Origin of the sequence: Halobacillus sp. A1 (genome assembly GCF_024189295.1) — a bacterium.
Taxonomy (GTDB): domain Bacteria; phylum Bacillota; class Bacilli; order Bacillales; family Halobacillaceae; genus Halobacillus_A.
On record NZ_JAIZEN010000002.1, the window covers coordinates 229,894 to 245,703 of the forward strand.

Below are 15,810 nucleotides of genomic sequence, written 5' to 3' on the forward strand. Positions count from 1 at the left end.
CTACGCTTTATACTAACATGAAGCTAAACAATTAGGAAACCAATAAGATTGATTTCCTTTGAGGTACTGGAATTTGCTATACTATGGCTAGAAAATATATCAAAGAGAGGATCTATATATGCCACAAGTTGTACTTACATTATCGAAGGAACGATTATCTAAACTAAAAGATCATTATCGGACGTCTTTGAAACCCATTACACCTAACCATGCTGCCTTTGCAGCGAAAACACCCAATTGCACGATCACGGCATACCCTTCAGGAAAAGTTTTATTTCAAGGTAAAAACCCTGAAGCGGAATCAAAGCACTGGGGGGAAACAACCCAGAAAGCATCAAAAAGTATTTCTACGAAAAAAGCACATAATTACCATCCAGCGAATGACTTATTCACAAGCAGTCATATCGGATCTGACGAAGCGGGAACTGGTGACTTCTTCGGCCCTATAACCGTTGCAGCAGCCTATGTCAAAGACCACCAGATTGGTCAACTAAAAGCCATTGGTGTAAAAGATTCCAAACATTTATCAGACGATCAAATTACACATATCGCTAAACAAATTGTTGAAATGAACATCCCTTACACCTTATTAAGACTTCACAACAGTAAATACAATGACTGGCAGGAAAAAGGCTGGTCCCAGGGGAAGATGAAGACCCTTCTTCACCACCAGGCCATCGATAAATTATTGACAAAAATCGAACCTGAAAAGCCCGACGGAATATTGATCGACCAATTTTCAGAGCCGTCCGTTTATTTAAAACATTTGAAATCTGAAGGACGAATGCTTCAGGAACATGTCTATTTTATGACGAAAGCGGAAAGTTACTCCATTGCAGTAGCGGTTGGTTCTATCATCGCACGTTCAGCCTTCGTCAAAGCGATGAACCAATTAGAAATGGATACTGGCCTGCCTATACCAAAAGGAGCTTCCGCTAAAGTAGATCAAGCTGCCGCAAAAATTATTGAAGTTTATGGTGAAACTAAATTAAGAGATATAGCCAAGATTCATTTTGCCAATAAGGAAAAAGCTAAAAAGCTTGTGAAATAGATTATACTTTTGCCTTGTAAAGTCCAGGTTTTTTTCCGTGAAACAATTTCACAACATATAAGATATTTTAAAATGCCGTTAACCTAGCTAAGGTTAACGGCATTTTTTTGAATGGACGTACCTTCTCAAAAAAAATAAGCTGTCGAGAGGATTTCCCGACAGCTTCTCCATGCACAGCTGTTTAAAAGTTATGCTGGTAAAAGAGGGTCAGTAGAACTCTTTTCTGAAGCTCTCTGATAATGAATATTATCCTCTTAACTCAGCTGCATGTCGTTCTTTTACGGATTGCAGAATATTTTCATGAGCAGATTCTACTTCTTCATCCTTTAATGTCCGCTCTGGATCGAGGTAAAGCAGATTGTAGGCTAATGATTTTTTACCTGCAGACAGATGTTCTCCCTGATAAAGGTCAAACACAAGTACCTGTTTCACTAAAGGGGAACCTGCTTCAAGTATTGTTTCTTTAATATCTCCTGCTGGAACGTCTTCATCTACAACTAAAGCAATATCACGACTTACACTCGGGAATCGAGGAATCGCTTCAAAGGCTTCTTCCTTCTCGTATAGTTCAAAAAGCTTCTCAGCATTCAAGTCGAATACATAAGTTTCTTTAAGTCCCCATTCCTTTTGAAGCTTAGGATGAACCTGTCCTATAAAACCAATGATTTTGCCATCAGCCATGATATTTGCCGTACGGCCCGGGTGCATACCCTCGATTTTAGCTTTTTCGAACGTCATAGGAATATCTAAGAGGTCACTCAGTCCCTCGACAATTCCTTTTACAACAAAGAAGTCGACGGTTTTCTTTTCCTGCTGCCATGGATGGGACAACCATTCACCAGTCAGCGCGCCAGAAGCTCTCAGCATTTCATGTGGCTGCTTCGTTACTTCTGATTCCTCACTTATAAACACCGTTCCTAATTCGTAATAAGCAATGTTATGCTGCTTTCGAGCTACGTTATAAGCTAAGGATTGAAGCAATTCAGGAACAACACTTAACCTTAAGTGACTGTGATCTTCACTCATAGGCATGGCAAGCTTTACAGGTGCGGCAGCTTGTTGAGCAACCTCCTTACTCACTAGCATAGTCGACTGCTTCTCACTCGTCAGGGAATACGTAATCGTCTCATCAAGCCCTGCCCCTTCGAAGTAAGCTTTCACGCGACGCTTCAACTGCTGTTCTAATGAAAGCCCACCTGCTTGTGATGCACCACTTGGGAGTGTATAAGGTAAATTGTCATAGCCATATATACGAGCTACTTCTTCGAGCACATCTTCAAAGCGCTCAACGTCTCCGCGGCGCGTCGGTATAGAAATCGTGAAGTCTTCGTCTGACTGCTCGTATGGGAATTGCAGACGCTCGAGAATAGAGGCTATTTCCTCCCTAGTTATTTCAGTACCTAAGCGGTCATTGATCTTTGTCGTATTTACTTCGATTGTCTTTTCGGAACGATCAAGCTGATCGTAACTAACTACACCTTGTAATACTGTAGCTCCTGCGTATTCTCTCAACAATTCACTCGCACGAAGACCAGCTCGCTCGACACGTCCAGGATCTACCCCTTTTTCAAAGCGAGTACTGGCCTCACTGCGAAGACCATGGTCTTTAGCTGATTGTCTTACGTTAGCTGGATTGAAATAAGCCGCTTCTAACAAAATCGTGTTTGTATCTTTCTGAACTTCGGATTCTGCTCCACCCATGACACCGGCAATAGCATGTGCCTTATCACCATTCGTAATGACTAAATGGTCGCGCGTTAAGACACGCTCCTGATCATCAAGAGTTGTAATTTTTTCTCCATCACGCGCACGGCGAGTTATTACTTTGGCAGAACCGAAACGGTCGAAGTCAAAAGCGTGCAGTGGCTGACCATATTCAAGTAACACGTAGTTCGTAATATCAACTACATTGTTGATTGGGCGAATGCCGGCAGCTGTTAAACGATTTTGAATCCACAGAGGTGAAGGTCCTACGGTGACGTCTTTGAGTATAAAAGCGCCATAATAAGGATTGGCTTCTGGATCCTCCACTTCTACACTGACTAGCGATTCAGCTTTTTCAGATCCTTCTTCCACCTTTTCAGCGGTTAATTCGTACTCGCGGCCTAAGGCTGCTGCTACTTCATAAGCTACGCCTGCCATACTTAAACAATCAGCACGGTTCGGAGTAAGTCCCAGCTCTATGATGATATCGTCTAAATTCAGTAAAGAAATGGCATCGTCGCCCGCTTGGACATCTTCAGGAAATACATATATTCCGTCCTGGTATTCTTTTGGAACATCTTTCTCGTCGACACCAAGTTCTTGAAGGGAACAAACCATTCCATTCGATTCTTCTCCACGAAGTTTTGTTTTCTTAATTTTGAAATTACCCGGTAAAACCGCTCCTGGAGCAGCTACAGCCACTTTCTGTCCTTCAGCTATATTCGGAGCTCCGCACACGATTTGCAAAACGCCTTCGCCTACATCGATTTGACAGAGGGATAATTTATCAGCATTAGGGTGCTGTTCGCAGGATACTACATGACCAACGACCACCCCGGTAGCTTTTTCAGCTACTGGCTCTACGCTTTCCACTTCAATCCCCGTTTTTGTAATAATCTCAGCGAACTCGTCAGGCTCGTAGTCACGTACATTTATATAATCGTTTAACCAATTTAATGATACTAGCATGCTCTATTCCTCCTTACGCCTTATGATATTGTTTTAAGAAACGCTGATCATTTATATAGAAATTCCTGATATCATCTACTCCATATTTCAACATAGCGATACGTTCAGGACCCATTCCAAAAGCAAATCCAGAATATTCTTTAGGATCATAACCGGCCATTTCAAGCACGTTCGGATGAACCATACCTGCTCCCAGTATTTCAATCCAGCCCGTTCCTTTACAGACAGAACAGCCTGCTCCTCCACAAACCTTACAGGAAATATCCATTTCTACAGAAGGTTCAGTGAATGGAAAAAAGCTCGGCCGCAATCTTATATCTCGTTCAGCGCCGAACATTTGCTTAGCAAACGCATTAAGTACACCTTTTAAATCACTCATACGAACATCTTTGTCCACTAGCAGCCCTTCAATTTGAGTGAATTGGTGGGAGTGAGTAGCATCGTCTGTATCGCGGCGGTAAACTTTTCCCGGGCAAATCATCTTCACAGGTTCTGAACCATTTTTCAGCCCCATTGTGCGAGCTTGAACTGGGGAAGTATGGGTTCTCATCAACAATTCTTCTGTAACATAGAATGAATCCTGCATATCACGTGCCGGATGCCCCTTCGGCAAGTTGAGCGCCTCGAAATTGTAATAATCACTTTCTACTTCTGGACCTTCTTTAATTTCAAATCCCATGCCGATGAAAAGATCTTCAATTTCTTCTACGATACTTGTCAGTAGATGCGGACCTCCAACTTGAACTGGACGGCCCGGCAACGTAACGTCTAAGCTTTCTGCTTCCAGCTGCTCCTCAAGAGCGGCTTCCTCTAAACCTGTCTGCTTCACTTCGATCGCTTGCGCAATATCTTCCCTGACTTCATTAGCAAGCTGGCCGATGACAGGACGCTCTTCTTTGGACAATTTCCCCATCCCGCGCAGAACTTCTGTAATCGGGCCTTTCTTCCCTAAATATTCAACCCTTACATCCTTTAACTGCTGAATACCATCTGCCGCGTCTACTTTACGTAACGCTTCTTCTTTCAACTCTTGCAAACGTTCCTTCATAAAAAGCTTCCTCCTTATAATAAAATAAAAAAAGCCTCATCCCTGTAAAAAGGGACGAGACTTGGATATTCGTTTCGCGGTACCACCCTTGTTGACACACGAAGTGCCCACTTAGATCATTAGATAACGGACTAGGATCCGGACGCTTCTGCGTCAGCTCCAGAGTGAAAATTCAATGACTGCCACGATAGAAATGCTTCCAGTCTAAGGCATTTCTTCCCTTAATCGTTTTTGCATTCATTTACTTTGCTCTTTCATAGCTTTTTTTCTTATAACTGTTGATAATTATAGAGAAAGTCGACGTGCAATGCAAGCCTATCCTTTGAAATGATACATGAGAATCGCTGCGGCAATGGCTACATTCAATGACTCAGCTTGTCCATAAATGGGAATATACACTTTATCATCAACCGAATCAAGCAATTCTTTACGGATTCCCTGACCTTCATTTCCCACAATAATAGCTGCCCGTCCCTTTGGCTCAAACTTCTTATAAGGTACTGCTCCTTCAAGAGCAGCCGCATATAATGGTACTCCTTCACTGTTGATGGCTTCCACATATTGCTCTAAATTCCCTTGAATAATTGGCAGATGAAACAGTGATCCTTGAGTCGAACGAAGAACTTTCTCATTAAAGGGATCTACAGAACCTTCACCTATAATGACCTGGCTGAACCCTGCCGCGTCTGCCGTTCGGATTAATGTGCCCAGATTTCCCGGATCCTGTACGGAATCAATTAGTAAAGAAAAATCCTGCTGCCTGTAAGGAAATTCTTTATAGTTGACGATCGCAGCCATTCCTTGCGGTGTTTCGGTTTCCGCAATCTCCTGAAATACTTGATGGCTCACATAAGTGGCAGGTACATCCTCTATAAGGTCAAGGCTGGAGCCTTCTCGAAGAATGATCTCCTCTACATCCCAGTCACTGCTTAACGCTTCTTCAACTAAGTGCCTTCCTTCAACAATAAATCTGCCGTTTTTCCTTCTATATTTTCTCTTTTGTAGTTTTTTCCATTCTTTCACTTTTGGATTATATAACGATGTCAGCATGGCGAACCTCTTTTATTGTTTTTCTTCTCCATCATACATAGCTTATTCACAATTGGTCAAACTAAAATATACTATTAATTGGAGGTAATGAACGATGAATTTAAATTTAAGACAAGCCATTCTATCTAACGTGTCCGGCCATAACGCCGATCAACTAGAAGCAACCATTGATGACGCTCTTCAAAGAGGCGAAGAAAAGATGCTGCCTGGCTTAGGTGTATTCTTTGAAATGCTCTGGAAAGAATCTAATGAGCAAGATCGTCAAGAGATGCTTGATACACTTGAAAAAAGCTTAGCCGAGTAACGGATGAGTTAGTTTTTATTTAAGAAAAAACCTGTAATAACTAATTGAAATAACAATTGGTTAACAGACCCGGAAATAATACGCAAAAAAGCTGAGAGTTGCTAAAAGGCTCTGAGCTTTTTTGCGTATTATGAGATTCATTCGCTTTTTATCGCAGACTCGTCTTTGATATTTAACTTACTAAGTAAATTTGGAAAAATTGGTTACGAAAAGCTTTATATCGCGAGGGTCTTTAGACTTCTGAGGAAAGCGGGTCGTTCTAAAAGACCCCTTCTCCTACACAATCCTTATGTCAGTTCACTAAACGGATACTTAGAAATAAGAAATCGAGTATAAAACCAATGCGGTTTCATACTCGATTTCTTTTGATTATTTTATTTGTTTTATCTCATGCACTGGTCTACTTAGCCTATGAAAGCAAGACTATTGATGATTAGTTAAAAGTGATCTCTTTTACTTTTTTATCATCCAGCCCTTTGATGACTTCCACAATCAAATTCACTGCGTTTTCAAAATCATCGCGATGAAGCATAGCGGCATGAGAATGGATGTAACGAGTAGCTACCGTTATAGAAAGAGCTGGTACACCGTTGTGGCTTAAGTGGATAGCGCCTGAGTCTGTACCGCCTCCAGCTAAAGAATCGAATTGATATGGAATTGAATGGGTGTCTGCCGTATCTACGACAAAATCACGCAGTCCTTTATGGGAAACCATAGAAGCGTCGTAAAGGATGATTTGCGGCCCATCACCCATTTTACTTGAAGCGTCGCGATCGGAAACCCCAGGCGTGTCGCCAGCAATACCTACATCTACACCAAAAGCGATATCAGGATTGATTAAATTAGCTGAAGTACGAGCACCACGTAAGCCGACTTCCTCTTGAACAGTCCCTACACCATAAACAATATTCGGATGTTTTTCACCTTTAAGCTTCTTCAACACTTCGATGGCAATAGCGCAGCCAATGCGGTTATCCCATGCTTTAGCGAGAAGCATCTTTTCATTCTTCATTTGTGTGAATTCGAAGTATGGCACGATTGAGTCTCCAGGAGTTACGCCGAATTCCTTCGCTTCTTCCTTGCTGGAAGCTCCAATGTCGATAAACATGTCTTTGATATCTACAGCTTTTTTGCGCTGTTCTGCAGGCAGGATATGAGGTGGTTTAGAACCGATAATGCCTGTCAAATCACCATTGCGCGTCATAATCGTAACACGCTGGGCAAGCATGACCTGGCTCCACCAGCCGCCTACCGGTTGAAAATATATATAGCCGTTATCGTCAATTCGAGTCACCATAAAGCCGACCTCATCAAGGTGACCGGCCACCATAACTCTCGGGCCTTTTTTGTTCCCGGTTTTTTTAGCAACTAAGCTTCCGAGGTTATCCGTATACACTTCATCCGCAAATGGAGAGATATAACGGCTCATCACTTCTCTTGCTTCTCTTTCATTACCTGGAATACCTTTAGCATCCGTAAGATCCTTTAACATCTGTAAAGTTTCATCTTTTTTAGCCATATGTAATTGCCTCCTTATTTTCTCTACTTATCATTATATAGTTTTATCGATCAATTAACAAAAATTCGCCTTCTTTTAATACCCTTCATCCTGCCGTTGAAAATTAACTTCATTTTTCTTTTGATAAGCTGTCTGCAAATCTTTTTCACTGAACCCTAAAGTATTTCCAAGCTCTAGATAGGATTGAAACAGGTGTTGATAGGATGCTTCACTTTTTTCCTGTTTAAAATGCTCAATAGAAGTAAATATATCTAAGAAAGCATCTGTTTCTCGTTTTTTCAGAGACAGAGAAGCTTCTTTGTAGTAAAATTGCAAATCCAACCCTAACGATAATATAAAATGGAGTCCATCCACATACTCCTCTAAGATTACTGACTTCTCACTTGAAGGTTTGGCGCTCCAAAATTTAAAGCACCTTGTTTCATTGGCAAGTTCCCCTACTTCAACAAGCAAAGCCAGGATCTTATCATCGATCACTGACACTTCCTTCATTTTCTGAGTCTCCATGATGTGAGCATCTAATTCGCTCTGTTTTTCGTAAAATGACTGCCAGTCCATAAATATAACTCTCCTCTTCTATCATCTATATTAAATGTATCATTTTTTGAAACAAAATAGCACGCTGAAACGTATACAAATTACAATGGATAAACAGGGAGACGATCGCGATGGTGATTATCATATTATTACGTATCCTTCTGCTGATAGCTTTTGCTTTTCTTATATACACGGCTTACAAGTTTATTATTGATCCAAAAAGAAAATTGGATGCCGCTCAAGAACGAAAAGAATTTTATTTTTATGACGACCCGGAAAATACGAAGAAGAATTTTCTGATTACGTATCGAGGAATGTTATTTGAAGGGGAGAAATATTTAGGAGCAACAGAAGATTCCTTTGAAGTATTAACAATAAATGTGTCCGCCCAGCGCCCGGAGCTGCTTAAAGGTTTGGAAAGAAACGACATTTATTTTCTTGAAGAGGAAATACTGATGCGTTATCCGTTTTCAAAAATCGAATGGAAATACCCACTTAACCGATTAAATGTCCTTCCTATTAAAGATGGGGACGAACATGAATGAAGGCCGCATTATGTGCGGCCTTCATTCATGTGAAAAAACTCATGCCAAACGAAAACCTCATATTTTCTTCGAAGCAAATAACAAATTCCCAGCAACAAACTGACAAGTCCTATAATCACCGGAAATGAAAATAACGTAATCCACTGACCCATCGACGTATAAACGAAGGCCAATGGAAAATTGGCTACCAGGGAGGATTTTGCGTATTCTTTAAAGTCTGCACTGATTTCAATCAAACAATAGGATAACAAATGAAAATGGATAAAAGGAATAAGCCTCAGTACGGCTACTTGTTTGACTGTCAGTTTCACGCGTCTTCGACTCCAGCGGCTGTACATTTGCTGCAGCTTTTTGAAACCTGAAGGAACAAAACGAATCATTCGATAAAAAAGAAAACTGGATAATAGCGTGCCGATGACAGAATAAGCCGTCCCTGCCACCGGCCCGAACAGCACTCCTCCTATAATGCAGATAACCATGACAGGAAGAAAAAAGAACGGCCGCAGCAGATGAATCAAAATAAATAAAAGTGGAGCCCATATGCCTTGATGTTCAATCCATGATAGCAGTGCAGATGATGCTTCACTCATGCTTCTCGCACCTCCTGCCTACATCCTATGTAAATACACTTGAAAATAGAACAGACAAGATGACGAGCTGGATAGCAGCAAGTGCAGGCCATCCGTACTTGAACAAAGAGTGTTTGGTTTTATGGCGGTACATCTGCATACCAATCGCCCCGCCTAAAGCTCCACCAATCAAAGCCAGTACCCATAAGTTCTTTTCGCTGATTCTTCGCTTCCTTTTCTTCGCCTGGCGTTTATCATACCCCATGACAAAAAACAACAAAATGTTAATGAGAAGAAAATAGACCATCAATTTGATAACCTCCATTGTGTCTCCATATAAAAAAAAGCCATTTCCTACCGATCGGAAATGGCTTTTTCACTTATTATTTTAGAGCAGATTTCGCTTGATCTGCTAGACTTGCAAAACCTTTAGCGTCATTGACAGCTAGGTCAGCAAGCATTTTGCGGTTCACTTCGATACCGGCAAGCTTAAGACCGTGCATAAGACGGCTGTATGAAATATCATTCAAACGAGCTGCAGCATTAATACGTGCAATCCAAAGCTTACGGAATTCACGTTTTTTCTGACGACGGTCACGGTAAGCGTACTGACCTGACTTCATCACCTGCTGTTTTGCTGTTTTAAATAGAGCGTGCTTTGAACCATAATAACCTTTTGCTAGTTTAAGGACACGATTACGACGTTTGCGTGTCACTGTTCCACCTTTTACTCGTGGCATTGGAATTCCCTCCTATATGAATCGTTATTCTACTTTATTTTTTGGGAAGCATGTGCTTAATACGACGGAAGTCTCCGGCAGATACCAAGGTAGCTTTACGCAATTTGCGCTTTTGTTTTGTAGATTTATTAGCGAACAAGTGGCTAGTGAAAGCGTGTGAGCGTTTCACATTTCCGCTACCTGTTTTCTTAAAACGTTTTTGAGAACCTTTGTGGGTTTTCATTTTAGGCATTACAATTTCCTCCTTCAGCTAATTTCGCTTACTTCTCAGTAACAGGAGCAAGCATCATGAACATGTTACGACCTTCCATTTTAGGTCTGGTCTCAATTGTAGCAACATCTTTACACTCTTCGGCCAGGCGGTCCAGAACTTTTTGTCCTAGTTCTTTGTGAGTAATCGCACGTCCACGGAAGCGGACAGATGCTTTCACTTTATCGCCTTTTGATAGAAACTTGCGGGCATTACGCAGCTTCGTATTGAAATCATGCTCTTCAATACCTGGGCTCAAGCGTACTTCCTTGATCTTAATCGTTGTTTGATTCTTACGAGCTTCTTTTTCTTTCTTCTGCTGCTCGTAACGATATTTACCGTAATCCATGATTCGGCAGACCGGAGGTTTCGCATTAGGCGCAACCATTACAAGATCAAGATTTGCATTTGCTGCAATATCTAGTGCTTCATTTTTAGATTTAACACCTAGCTGTTCACCGTTTACATCAATGAGGCGTACTTCACGTGCACGAATTTTTTCATTAATGTTATTGTTATCCTTGCTAATAACTAGCCACCTCCAACATATTTTAGAAACTTTATATAAGATCTGTCATCGACAAGTGGATTTCACTCCATAAAAAAAGTGCCGGTACATAAATGCACCCACACGTCTCCTAAAAGTTAAAAGGAAAATTAACCTGCCAACTGCTCATTAGCGTCGATCAGGTGAGAAGCGGGTGCTTCTTCTTGTCTCTAGATCCGTTCATTCAGTTACCTAAATTATAATATCATGCTTACTAGTTTGTGTCAATCATCACTAAGATGTCTTTTTGCTACCTTTTAGATGATATATGACCTTAACACAAAAATCAATAGGTTTTCGAAAGAAAGTAGCTGGCCCAAAGCTTCGATATATTTTGGAAGTTTCCGTTTCTATGAATGAAGGTCGAAGGTCCGGGAAATCACTCGCTTTCCATAGGCGTACGGTGAGCTTCATCAGACTAACGCCCTGCCGGAACTCACCATACTGTCTATATTCCCATCTCTTACCCGTATATTAGTCTAGACCCTTAAACCAGTTCACAAATCTTATGGGTCGATTAATCTGTGACAAAGGGTTCGTTCTTTCCATTTGGATTTGAGGTGGTGGGAAACGACGAGACTCCCGCGGGAAAATGGGCTAAACGAGACCCCACAGGGCAAAGCCCGAGGAAGCTTGCCAGCCAGGTCCCCCGCAGGAAAGCGAGTTGTTTCCCGGCCACCCTATTTTCCATTTTGATAACGAAGCCCATAATATTGGAATAGAATCTTTATCATTGAATCCTCTGTTCTATAAGACCCTTGCTTTAATTATCACTTCGTATTTTTCTCATTTTAATAATACCTTCAGGCTTACTTATTCAAGAGCTTTTGGTCAATTTCGTTACGAATTTCCTGAATAAACGTCTCAACTGACTTTGTCTCCGAATTCTGCTCACTATAACGCCTTACATTTACAGCATCTGCTTCAATTTCTTTGTCACCCACAACCAGGGCAAATGGAACTTTTTGGGTTTGAGTTTCACGGATTTTGTACCCGATTTTTTCATTACGTTCATCCACTTCCACTCTCACTCCAGCTTCACGAAGCTGATCTTTCAATTTTTTCGCATAATCCAGGTGAACATCTGCAGAGACAGGAATGATCTTAGCCTGCACAGGTGCTAACCAAGTAGGAAAAGCGCCTTTGTACTCTTCAATAAGAAAAGCGACAAATCGTTCCATAGTAGAGACAACGCCCCGGTGGATTACGACAGGACGATGGTCTTTTCCATCCTCGCCTACATAAGTCAAGTCGAAGCGCTCCGGCAAGTGGAAATCAAGCTGAACAGTCGATAATGTTTCATCTTTCCCGAGGGCTGTCTTAACTTGAACATCCAATTTAGGTCCGTAGAATGCCGCTTCTCCTTCAGCCTCTACGTAATCAAGTTCCATATCTTCCATTGTTTCTTTAAGCATAGCCTGAGCTTTATCCCACATTTCGTCATTATCGACGTATTTCTCAGTGTCTGCAGGATCACGGTAGGACAAACGGAAATAATAATCGTTAATGCCAAAATCACGATAAACCTCTTGTACAAGACGAACTACTCGTTTAAACTCATCCTTCAACTGGTCTGGACGGGCGAAAATGTGGGCATCGTTCAACGTCATGGCACGCACGCGCTGCAAACCAGCTAGCGCTCCTGACATTTCATGGCGGTGCATCGTTCCGAGCTCAGCGATTCTTACTGGCAAATTACGATAGCTGTAAAATTCATTTTTATAGACCATCATGTGGTGAGGGCAATTCATAGGACGTAGTACGAGATCTTCATTATCCATTTCAAGTGTCGGGAACATATCGTCCTTATAATGGTCCCAGTGGCCACTAGTCTTATAAAGGTCTACACTCCCTAATACTGGAGTATACACATGATCATATCCTAAGCGCTCCTCTGTATCTACAATATAACGTTCGATGTTGCGACGGATGGTCGCTCCTTTAGGCAGCCAGAGAGGCAGTCCTTGGCCGACTTTTTGATTGACTGTAAATAATCCTAACTCTTTGCCAAGTTTACGGTGGTCTCGTTCTTTAGCTTCTTCAAGTAGACGAAGATGTTCGTCCAAATGTGCCTGCTTTTCAAAGGCAGTTCCGTAAATACGCTGCAGCATTTTGTTATTACTGTCACCTCGCCAATAGGCACCTGAGATATTCAGTAGCTTAAATATCTTGATCTTGCTAGTCTGTGGTACGTGTACCCCACGACATAGATCGAAGAATTCTCCCTGCTTATAAATTGTCAAAGTTTCGCCTTCAGGAATATCCTCGATAAGCTCGAGTTTCAAATCATCCCCAAGCTCTTTGAATTTTTCAATGGCTTCTTCTCTAGAAAGTTCAATTCGTTCAATTTCTAAATTCTCATCAACAATCCGCTGCATTTCCTTTTCGATTTTCGGCAGATCCTCAGGTGTCAACGATACGTCCAGGTCGATATCATAGTAAAAGCCATTTTCTATAACAGGCCCGACACCAAGCTTGACCTCACCATATAAACGTTTGATGGCTTGTGCCATTAAATGAGCCGATGAGTGGCGCAGCACTTCTAAACCTTCAGGATTCTTATACGTCAGGATTTCAATAGACCCATCCTGTTCAATCGGACGTCTTAAGTCATAAGGTTCACCGTCTAATTTTACAGCTAACGCTTGTTTCTTCAAACCCGGAGAAATAGAATGAGCGATCTCCTCACCAGTAGTGCCTACGGAAAACTCTTTCTTATTTCCGTCAGGGAATTGTATATTCATTACTTCAGACATTTGTTCCACTCCTTAATATAGTAAAATAAATTAAAAAACGCTCGTCCCATAGCTGATATCAGCTATGGGACGAGCGTTGAGACTCGCGGTTCCACCCATAATTCCCGCAATCGAATTGCGGCTTCGTTCATCTTTAACGCAGATTTGACGCTGTTCATTACTAGTTCACGTTCACGAACAGAGCTCCGAGGTGGTAAACATTCAAGCCGTCCAGAAGGAGTTTTCAGCCGATGACTCCTCTCTCTTATCAAGCGTCACTTCATGTTCTTGTCCTCATCCAAGCTTTACTATTGAATATGTAGGTATTATAGCGGCATTCAATAAAGAAATCAAGCTTTATGAAAAGGAAAAAACGACAAAGGCTTCCAGACTGCTTTCTCTTCAAAGATATTCATCAACAATTCTAGTTTGGCTTCTCCCTGTTTATCTGAATAAATCATCAACTCATCTGGTGAATAGATGAGAGCAGGCAGTATCCCTAACTCTGATGGTAACGTCTGAATCATCGTATCTGGATTTGATTGTAAAAAACTAAGAAGTTCAGCTCGTCCTACTTTATTGCCCTCAGGGAAATAATATTCCAATTGACCCTCACAGGTTACATGCAATAGAGTCACCGCACTTTTTTTATTTTTCACTTGCCGTCTCCAGGAATCAACCATCATCTGATGAGCTTCCTCCAGTTTATATTCATCTAAGAGTTTTCCGGTAAACTCTAAAAGATCTTGATAAACATATTCCAGGCAAGAAGCGGACAGATCATCAAAATCGCTAAATTCAAAATCCATGACTTTCCGCTTTACAAAAAGCTCGGCTTTTAAATCTACACGGGGAAGCGAGACACCGTCTGGCGGTTCTTCCATCAACTTTGAGGAAAGCTTGATGACTTGTTCTATTTCTCTAGGATCATCGTAATAAAAACGATGCCTGAGAACCCCTTCCATCCAAGCCTGCAGTTTTCGCTGGCGTATGATAGTATATACCGCCTGACTAATATCAGGAAAGGAATAGTCTTCAGTGATAGTGACGCTCCACTTGTTTCCTTTATCTTTTATTTCCCCGTTCAACTCGATTCTGGAATTGGAGCAGTTGTCAAAAAGATATTGATAAAATATTAATGCTTCTTTTCGATTGGAGAATTGCACACAAACCAACATCACTTCCTCCTCACCACAACATATCAAGCTTTATTTAATCACCACCTTACATGGTCTTAAAGCATCTTGTAGTTTATATATATGTGAAGTGATAAAAAATCATGCTAAAAGCTCGCCCTATCCCCTTCGGTTTCTTCCGCCCATAGAAATGACAGTGCTGAGTTGGCGTATTCTTTCAGTAATCCGCTGAGCTTTTACTTGTTCGACATCGCCTCTATTGCTTGTCATCAACACTTTTTCAAGCTCACCTAAATTGTAATTTGATGTGAAAAACACAGGAAGCCTCTCCATCATTCTATACTGTAAAATAGACCCGAGCACTTCATCTCTGAACCAGGCGGATTGAGATTCCGCTCCAATATCATCGAGCATAAGTACTGGTGTTTTTTTGAAAGCCTCTATCTTACTGTTCATGGAATCATCTTTGATGGAAGCCTTCATTTCTCTTACAAATTCAGGCATATAGATCAACATGGAAGAAATGTTCTTTTTACTCAATTCATTAGCTAAAACACCTAGAAAATATGTTTTCCCAACGCCGAATGGTCCATGGTAATAAAGACCCTTACTCGGCAGTTCATCGGTGATACCTTCTAAATACCGGACCGTCTTCTCGACTGCTTCTCCTCGATCTGGGTCTTGAAAATCTAACCGATCAATAGTGGCTTCCAGTATTTCACGAGGTATATGAAGACTATTGATCATAGATTCTTGCTTTCTGCTCTCTTCATGCTGTATTTGTCTAGGGCATTTATGATATGCCATTTTTAATTCGGAACCTTCAACAAAAGCTTCGGGAGCATAACCTTTTAATATGTTAATACACCCATCCCTTGAAGGACATTTTTCGCATTTTTTAGACTGGGATTGATATTCATAAAATTTCATAAGCTGTTTTTCTACAGCTTCCCTCGTTAGCGAAGGGTGGTCCGAAATTAAGGACTGAATATTTTCATCTTGTAAAACTTCACGTTTCATTTGAGCGAAACGCTGTTGAAAATTTTTATTATCTTTCATCCAGCGCTGCAATGATTTCTGTATGGGTTCCATCTCGGTCACCACCC

At 41.3% G+C, this 15,810-nt stretch carries 16 protein-coding genes and 2 other annotated features; of the genes, 3 read left to right on the plus strand and 13 right to left on the minus strand.

Features of this window, described 5'->3' with window-relative positions; translation table 11 throughout:
- Positions 1-118: 118 nt before the first annotated feature.
- On the plus strand, positions 119-1,051 hold the full coding sequence (gene rnhC / locus LF817_RS04130; protein WP_253934499.1) for a ribonuclease HIII: 933 nt from the start codon (positions 119-121) through the stop codon (positions 1,049-1,051).
- A 246-nt stretch (positions 1,052-1,297) separates the two neighbouring features.
- On the opposite strand, the gene pheT is transcribed toward rnhC, so the two are convergent.
- The 3 genes from pheT to LF817_RS04145 form a co-directional block, all read right to left on the minus strand.
- Positions 1,298-3,724, minus strand: coding sequence for a phenylalanine--tRNA ligase subunit beta (gene pheT / locus LF817_RS04135; RefSeq protein ID WP_253934500.1), 2,427 nt, complete (start codon positions 3,722-3,724; stop codon positions 1,298-1,300).
- 13 nt (positions 3,725-3,737) lie between these two features.
- Complete coding sequence (gene pheS / locus LF817_RS04140; RefSeq protein ID WP_253934501.1) at positions 3,738-4,772, minus strand: phenylalanine--tRNA ligase subunit alpha; 1,035 nt, start codon at positions 4,770-4,772, stop codon at positions 3,738-3,740.
- A gap of 47 nt (positions 4,773-4,819) precedes the next feature.
- Positions 4,820-5,039: a binding site (T-box leader), on the minus strand.
- 48 nt (positions 5,040-5,087) lie between these two features.
- The gene (locus tag LF817_RS04145; protein WP_253934502.1) at positions 5,088-5,822 is read right to left on the minus strand and encodes a TrmH family RNA methyltransferase; all 735 of its coding nucleotides are present in this window, start codon (positions 5,820-5,822) and stop codon (positions 5,088-5,090) included.
- Positions 5,823-5,916: 94 nt separating this feature from the next.
- Between LF817_RS04145 and sspI the strand changes: the two genes are divergently transcribed.
- Positions 5,917-6,126: a small acid-soluble spore protein SspI gene (gene sspI / locus LF817_RS04150; protein WP_253934503.1), complete on the plus strand. Its 210-nt coding sequence runs from the start codon at positions 5,917-5,919 to the stop codon at positions 6,124-6,126.
- A 433-nt stretch (positions 6,127-6,559) separates the two neighbouring features.
- Here sspI and LF817_RS04155 read toward each other — a convergent pair whose 3' ends face one another.
- Positions 6,560-7,645, minus strand: coding sequence for a M42 family metallopeptidase (locus tag LF817_RS04155; protein WP_253934504.1), 1,086 nt, complete (start codon positions 7,643-7,645; stop codon positions 6,560-6,562).
- Positions 7,646-7,720: 75 nt separating this feature from the next.
- Complete coding sequence (locus LF817_RS04160; RefSeq protein WP_253934505.1) at positions 7,721-8,203, minus strand: dUTP diphosphatase; 483 nt, start codon at positions 8,201-8,203, stop codon at positions 7,721-7,723.
- A gap of 110 nt (positions 8,204-8,313) precedes the next feature.
- On the opposite strand from LF817_RS04160, the gene LF817_RS04165 reads away from it, so the two are divergent.
- On the plus strand, positions 8,314-8,727 hold the full coding sequence (locus LF817_RS04165) for a sigma-w pathway protein ysdB (RefSeq protein WP_256558178.1): 414 nt from the start codon (positions 8,314-8,316) through the stop codon (positions 8,725-8,727).
- Between the two features lie 8 nt (positions 8,728-8,735).
- Here the strand turns inward: LF817_RS04165 and LF817_RS04170 are convergent, their stop codons facing one another.
- From LF817_RS04170 to dnaI, 8 genes are all read right to left on the minus strand, one after another.
- Positions 8,736-9,317, minus strand: coding sequence for a TVP38/TMEM64 family protein (locus tag LF817_RS04170; RefSeq protein WP_253934506.1), 582 nt, complete (start codon positions 9,315-9,317; stop codon positions 8,736-8,738).
- Positions 9,318-9,342: 25 nt separating this feature from the next.
- Positions 9,343-9,603 carry a DUF1294 domain-containing protein gene (locus LF817_RS04175; RefSeq protein WP_253934563.1) on the minus strand — a complete coding sequence of 87 codons (261 nt, stop codon included), beginning with the start codon at positions 9,601-9,603 and terminating at the stop codon, positions 9,343-9,345.
- Positions 9,604-9,679: 76 nt separating this feature from the next.
- Positions 9,680-10,036, minus strand: a complete 357-nt coding sequence (rplT, locus tag LF817_RS04180; protein ID WP_253934507.1) for a 50S ribosomal protein L20 — start codon at positions 10,034-10,036, stop codon at positions 9,680-9,682.
- Positions 10,037-10,070: 34 nt separating this feature from the next.
- A complete protein-coding gene (gene rpmI, locus LF817_RS04185) occupies positions 10,071-10,268 on the minus strand; it encodes a 50S ribosomal protein L35 (RefSeq protein WP_253934508.1) in 198 nt (65 codons plus the stop codon).
- Positions 10,269-10,296: 28 nt separating this feature from the next.
- Positions 10,297-10,836: a translation initiation factor IF-3 gene (gene infC, locus LF817_RS04190; RefSeq protein ID WP_371924996.1), complete on the minus strand. Its 540-nt coding sequence runs from the start codon at positions 10,834-10,836 to the stop codon at positions 10,297-10,299.
- 45 nt (positions 10,837-10,881) lie between these two features.
- Positions 10,882-11,005: a sequence feature (ribosomal protein L20 leader region), on the minus strand.
- A 637-nt stretch (positions 11,006-11,642) separates the two neighbouring features.
- Complete coding sequence (gene thrS, locus LF817_RS04195) at positions 11,643-13,589, minus strand: threonine--tRNA ligase (protein ID WP_253934509.1); 1,947 nt, start codon at positions 13,587-13,589, stop codon at positions 11,643-11,645.
- Positions 13,590-13,918: 329 nt separating this feature from the next.
- On the minus strand, positions 13,919-14,746 hold the full coding sequence (ytxC, locus tag LF817_RS04200) for a putative sporulation protein YtxC (protein WP_253934510.1): 828 nt from the start codon (positions 14,744-14,746) through the stop codon (positions 13,919-13,921).
- A 117-nt stretch (positions 14,747-14,863) separates the two neighbouring features.
- The gene (gene dnaI / locus LF817_RS04205; protein ID WP_253934511.1) at positions 14,864-15,796 is read right to left on the minus strand and encodes a primosomal protein DnaI; all 933 of its coding nucleotides are present in this window, start codon (positions 15,794-15,796) and stop codon (positions 14,864-14,866) included.
- Positions 15,797-15,810: the final 14 nt, after the last annotated feature.